This window comes from Pseudomonadota bacterium, assembly GCA_039714795.1.
GTDB lineage: Bacteria > Pseudomonadota > Alphaproteobacteria > JAGOMX01 > JAGOMX01 > JBDLIP01.
The window spans coordinates 1-1,710 of record JBDLIP010000183.1 but is presented as its reverse complement, the minus strand read 5'-3'; the positions used below and the strand labels follow the sequence as shown (position 1 = coordinate 1,710).

Genomic DNA, 1,710 nt, shown 5'->3' with positions numbered 1-1,710 from the left:
GTTTATTTACTTGCTGGAAATTCGGATTTTTACCAACTGAAACTACGCTGTTCGCCTACCTAAAATTCAGCTTACCCACTCAAAACGCAAAAGAGCCATCAATGATAAGTGGATGGCCGCAATCAGCTAAATACGTCATTGGGTTATTCTTAGCTGTAATGCGTTCCAGTGCGTCATCAAAGGTTACATATTTTCCTTTAAATTCTTTTGCCAACAGCTCGCGTACAAGGGTGGTTTTACCAGCCTGTCTAGGTCCATTTACGTAAACTGCAGGAAAAATACGCAGAATTTCTAAGATCTGTTTTTCAAGAGTGCGTCGAATCATGATTATTGCTCCATCCAAGACTTTTTCTCACTACTATTAATTTAGCTTTTCGCAAATCGAAAAGCAAATGGTAGATTTGCGAAATAGCTCGATTTTGTACCCAACGCCCTATATACCCGTGCTGAATCAAAATGTTGAGTTTTATGGTAGCGAACGGATCAAAGTACCTCTTATCCAAAACTCAGGTTACAATTCAGTTTATTAAACACACCTTAACCTTTTCTGTTCAAAATTAAAGATGTCCAAACCAATCAAATACTCTAAGGAGAGCTCTCATGATCTACAAACAATGTATCGACGCCTGTTTTGAATCCGTAAAAGCCAACGAGCGTTGTGCTTATGAAGCATTAAGTGAATCAAAAACCCAATGCAGTGATCGCGAAGCATGCATTATTTGCTCTGACATTTGTGATGTCACCGCAAGACTTTGTGCACGCGGTGAGGCACACCACGATATGTTTGAATTTTGTGCAAAAACTTGCGATGAAACCGCAGAGCGTTGTGAAAACTTGGATCACGAGCATGCTATAGCCAGTGCCCAAGCAGCTCGCAAAGCAGCTGAAGCTTGCCGTCAGTGTGCTGCGGACTGCCGTTAGTTTCATCTTGTGTTCGACTTTAAGGATCGGTGCCAGGCAGGACAATTGTTGGCGGCGCTTCTAGAACAATACCAAGATCAACCTAACGTCCTTGTGCTTGGGTTGCCTCGGGGTGGGGTGCCGATTGCTTTTGAAATCGCGCGTCACCTCAAGCAACCCCTCGACATTTTTCTGGTGCGCAAGTTGGGAGTTCCTAGTCAGCCCGAATTGGCGATGGGAGCCATTGCCTTGGGTGATGTTGTATATTTAAATGATGGGATTATGCAAAGTCTGGCGCTTGCCAAGCAAGACATTGAGGCAGTTTTGCAAAAAGAAAAACATGAACTTGCAAGGCGCAATTTTGTGTATCGAGGTGACAAGCCGGCTCCCCGCCTCAAAGACCAAATTGTGATTCTAGCCGACGATGGCATCGCCACAGGCGCTACCATGCACGCAGCGATCCAAGCGATCAAACAACAAAATCCGAACAAAATCATTGTTGCAGTCCCAGGCGCTTCACCATCGATGTGCCGTGAATTGGAAAGAGACGTTGATCAAGTTGTGTGCGTGCGCTCATCTGAATTTCTGTTTGCAGTTAGTCAATGGTATCAATCCTTTCCGCAATTGACGGATGCGGAAGTTTTGCAGTTTTTAGAAAAAACAGGAACAACAGTGAAGGAAAACTCTTAAATTTTAAGATTCAGGTCTGTAGCAAGCTAGTGGGGGCGGCAATGAGCCCCCACGAATTTGCAGCAAAAACGGGGCTCAGTATAGTTTCTCTCCTGACCTCTCATCTTTATAAGCAAAAGT

3 protein-coding genes are annotated in these 1,710 nt (G+C 44.2%); 2 read left to right on the top strand and 1 reads right to left on the bottom strand.

Annotated elements, in window-relative coordinates; genetic code table 11:
- Nucleotides 1-79: 79 nt before the first annotated feature.
- Nucleotides 80-325 carry an AAA family ATPase gene (locus ABFQ95_08515; protein ID MEN8237557.1) on the bottom strand — a complete coding sequence of 82 codons (246 nt, stop codon included), beginning with the start codon at nt 323-325 and terminating at the stop codon, nt 80-82.
- A 275-nt stretch (nt 326-600) separates the two neighbouring features.
- On the opposite strand from ABFQ95_08515, the gene ABFQ95_08510 reads away from it, so the two are divergent.
- Together ABFQ95_08510 and ABFQ95_08505 are read left to right on the top strand one after the other, a co-directional pair.
- Complete coding sequence (locus ABFQ95_08510; protein ID MEN8237556.1) at nt 601-921, top strand: four-helix bundle copper-binding protein; 321 nt, start codon at nt 601-603, stop codon at nt 919-921.
- Nucleotides 922-930: 9 nt separating this feature from the next.
- Complete coding sequence (locus tag ABFQ95_08505) at nt 931-1,590, top strand: phosphoribosyltransferase (protein ID MEN8237555.1); 660 nt, start codon at nt 931-933, stop codon at nt 1,588-1,590.
- Nucleotides 1,591-1,710: the final 120 nt, after the last annotated feature.